The organism is Acinetobacter sp. YH12239, from assembly GCF_013417635.1.
Lineage (GTDB): Bacteria > Pseudomonadota > Gammaproteobacteria > Pseudomonadales > Moraxellaceae > Acinetobacter.
This window is the reverse complement of record NZ_VPDP01000044.1, coordinates 1-3,650: the sequence shown is the minus strand read 5'-3', so window position 1 is coordinate 3,650 and position 3,650 is coordinate 1. Positions and strand designations below refer to the sequence as shown.

Annotated in this window: 4 protein-coding genes and 1 pseudogene; all 5 read right to left on the bottom strand. The window is 44.4% G+C overall.

The features are described 5' to 3' along the window. The coding region (locus FTV17_RS15330) for an alpha/beta fold hydrolase (RefSeq protein ID WP_180000685.1) at positions 1-556 on the bottom strand (556 nt) is incomplete at its 3' end. Between the two features lie 48 nt (positions 557-604). Then, complete coding sequence (gene pcaF / locus FTV17_RS15325) at positions 605-1,810, bottom strand: 3-oxoadipyl-CoA thiolase (protein WP_180000683.1); 1,206 nt, start codon at positions 1,808-1,810, stop codon at positions 605-607. 142 nt (positions 1,811-1,952) lie between these two features. Then, positions 1,953-2,606: a 3-oxoacid CoA-transferase subunit B gene (locus tag FTV17_RS15320; protein ID WP_180000681.1), complete on the bottom strand. Its 654-nt coding sequence runs from the start codon at positions 2,604-2,606 to the stop codon at positions 1,953-1,955. 20 nt (positions 2,607-2,626) lie between these two features. Next, on the bottom strand, positions 2,627-3,298 hold the full coding sequence (locus FTV17_RS15315) for a 3-oxoacid CoA-transferase subunit A (RefSeq protein WP_180000679.1): 672 nt from the start codon (positions 3,296-3,298) through the stop codon (positions 2,627-2,629). A gap of 143 nt (positions 3,299-3,441) precedes the next feature. Further along, positions 3,442-3,650: pseudogene (locus tag FTV17_RS15310) on the bottom strand (catechol 1,2-dioxygenase); the annotation flags it as partial.

The window sequence follows — 3,650 nt, the reverse complement described above, 5'->3', positions numbered from 1 at the left end:
CACAGCAGCTTGCATAACCTTCAGGGCTGCCAGCTCCTAAGTCGTTTGAAAGTTTTTCAATCACTGCTGGGTTGCTTTGGATAAAGGGATCTGTAAACCAACGACCTGCAGCCGTTGATGCAATCGGCGCTAAACCTTGTTCACGAACCAATGCGGCACGATCATTCCAAGTATTTTCATTGCCAATTTTAGCGGCGGTATTACACACAATCACATGACTAAAGCGTTGAGGATGATTGATCGCTAACCATTGACCTGTCAAACCACCCATCGAAATACCACAAAATGCAGCTTTTTCAACATTTAAATGGTCGAGTAAATTCACCACATCTTGACCAAGTTGATCAATGGTATATGGACCTTGAGGCGCGTCTGATGCACCATGACCACGCGTGTCATAACAAATCACATAATGAGAAGCTTTAAAAAACTCAATTTGTGATTGCCACATGCTGAAATTTGTCCCTAAAGAGTTAGAGAAAACAAGAGCAGGTTTGCTTGAATCACCAAAAGTTTGATAATTGATTTGCGCATCATTTGAATAAAAAGTAGGCATAGAATCCCTCCCGACCTCCCTTTAGAAAAGGGAGGGGGTTTTTAATAGTTAAACACGTTCAATAATTAAAGCGATGCCTTGACCCACACCGATACACATAGAGCACAATGCATATTTGCCGCCAGTTGCTTCTAGTTGGTTGAGAGCAGTCGTCACCAAACGCGCACCTGATGCACCCAATGGATGACCCAGTGCAATTGCACCACCATTTGGGTTTACACGCGCATCATCGTCGGCTAAACCTAGGTCACGTGTACATGCCAATGCTTGTGCTGCAAACGCTTCGTTCAGCTCAATCACATCCATTTGCTCTAGTGTTAAGCCTGTTTGTGCTAACAGTTTTTTAATCGCAGGTGCAGGACCAAAGCCCATAATGCGAGGTTCAACCCCAACAGTGGTTGCACCAATCACTTTGGCACGAGGTTTTAAACCATATTTTTCTACAGCTGTATCAGAAGCAATCAAAATTGCAGCAGCACCATCATTAATCCCTGATGCATTACCTGCGGTTACTGTACCGTCTGCTTTTACAACAGGTTTTAACTTGGTTAAGGCTTCTAAAGTGGTTGATGCACGAGGATGTTCATCTTTTGCCACCACAACCGCATCACCTTTACGCTGTGGAATAGTCACAGGCACGATTTCTTGATCAAAGAAACCACGTGCTTGAGCTGCTGCCGTACGTTGTTGACTGGTTAAAGCAAATTGGTCTTGATCAGCACGGCTAATGTTGAACTGTTCAGCCACGTTTTCAGCCGTTTGCGGCATGGTTTCAACACCATACATTTCTTTAAGCTTTGGATTGATAAAACGCCAGCCCATGGTGGTGTCTTCAATCTTTTGTGTACGACCAAATGCACTCTCAGATTTACCCATCACAAATGGGGCACGTGACATGGATTCAACACCACCTGCCACAATCACGTCAGCTTCACCTGCTTTAATGGCACGCGCGGCCATTGCTACGGTATCGAGTGATGAACCACATAAACGGTTGACTGTGGTTGCAGGCACTGTATAAGGAATGCCTGCTAAAAGCGCCGACATACGACCGATGTTACGGTTATCTTCACCGGCTTGGTTGGCACAGCCAAATAAAACGTCATCGACGACATTCCAATCCACAGAAGGGTTACGTTCCATTAACGCTTTTAATGGCACTGCACCTAAGTCATCCGCACGGACAGACGCTAAACCACCGGCATAACGACCAAAAGGCGTACGAATGGCATCAATGATGTATGCGTTTTTCATTTATTTATGTCCTAAATCTTTGAATCCCTCCCGATCTCCCTTTGAAAAAGGGCGGAGTCCACCCGCTTAAGTAAATTGGGTGGAAAGTCCCTCCTTTAATAAAGGTGAGGAGCATGGCTCCGCAAGAGGGAGGATTGATAAATCAGTCTTGAGTTGCATCAATAAGTTTGGCACCCGTCATCGATTGAAGCTCTTCAAAAGATAAGCCTTCAACTTTCTCAATGACTTTCATGCCATCTGCCGTCACATCAATCACACAAAGGTCCGTATAAATGCGGTCCACACATTTCAAACCTGTCGCAGGATAAGTCAGCTCAGCAACGATTTTAGGTTCGCCTTTTTTAGTGACATGATCGGTGGTGATGAAGACTTTCTTCGCACCCACAGCTAAGTCCATCGCACCACCCACAGCAGGGATGGCATCAGGTGCACTGGTATGCCAGTTTGCAAGATCACCATTTTCTGCCACTTGGAAAGCACCGAGTACAGCGATGTCTAAGTGACCACCACGCATCATGGCAAATGAGTCACCATGATGGAAGAAAGCTCCGCCTTCTAATAAAGTCACAAACTCTTTACCCGCGTTAATTAACTCAGGGTCACGGTCTTCTTCTGCAGGGGGTGGACCAAAGGCCAATAAACCATTTTCAGAATGTAAAAAAACATCTTTGTCAGCAGGTAAGTAACTCGAGATCTTGGTCGGTAAACCAATCCCAAGGTTGACATAAGCACCATCAGGAATATCTTGTGCAACACGTTCAGCAATTTGATCACGGGTTAATTTTTGATAACTCATTTTATTTCTCCAATCTCAAATTACTGCGCAGGTTGAACTTGTACAACGTGTTGTACAAAGATCCCAGGGGTGATGATGTGTTCAGGATCTAAGGCACCGAGTTCCACGACTTCTGATACTTGCGCGATGGTGATATCTGCTGCCATGGCCATAATTGGACCAAAGTTACGTGCAGATTTACGGTACACCAAGTTCCCCCAGCGATCGCCCTTATGCGCTTTAATTAACGCAAAGTCAGCTTTGATTGGATTTTCTAAAACGTAGTCTTTACCTTCATAGTTCATGGTCGGTTTGCCTTCAGCGAGCAAAGTACCAAAACCTGTTGGTGTGTAGATTGGACCTAAGCCCATACCCGCCGCTTGAATACGGCAAGCCAAGTTGCCTTGCGGTACAAGTTCTAACTCGATTTTGCCTGCACGGTAGAGTTCATCGAAGACATAAGAGTCAGACTGACGAGGAAAAGAACAGATGATTTTACGTACAGCGCCTGCTTGTAACAGTTTAGCCAAGCCGTAATCACCATTACCTGCGTTGTTGTTGACGATCACTAAGTCTTTAATACCGAGTTCAATTAAGCCATCGATGAGTTCAGCAGGCTGACCTGCGGTACCAAACCCACCAATCATAATGGTTGAACCGTCTTTAATTTGGGAGAGGGCTTCGGTTAAAGTCTTTTGAGATTTATCAATCATAGCGTTTTATAGATAAAGCTATCTATATCCTTTTCGGTCTTGCAAAAATTTAAACAAATCCAAATGATTAGATTTGGATTGGTCTAAATTCTTAGGTTGAATGAGATAAAAGGATGGATGCAAGATCCATCCCTTTATAATTTTTAAGCTGATGCGCGGCGTCGCTCAACTTCAGTAGAAGGTGCACCTTCAACGTCTTTAACTAATTCAATGTCAAATTGAATGTGTTTGAACGCACCTTTCAGACCACGACGAGCAATTTCAGCTTCATCAGTTACATCTACAGCAGTTGCCACTAAGCCATCACGCGTTGCAAATGCAAAGTCATCCCAAAGGTATTCATCACCTTCGA

What these genes read in the sequence shown, in the direction of transcription:
- pcaF (WP_180000683.1), bottom strand. Translation starts at nt 1,810, where the DNA reads ATGAAAAACGCATACATCATTGATGCCATTCGTACGCCTTTTGGTCGT.
- FTV17_RS15320 (WP_180000681.1), bottom strand. Translation starts at nt 2,606, where the DNA reads ATGAGTTATCAAAAATTAACCCGTGATCAAATTGCTGAACGTGTTGCA.
- FTV17_RS15315 (WP_180000679.1), bottom strand. Translation starts at nt 3,298, where the DNA reads ATGATTGATAAATCTCAAAAGACTTTAACCGAAGCCCTCTCCCAAATT.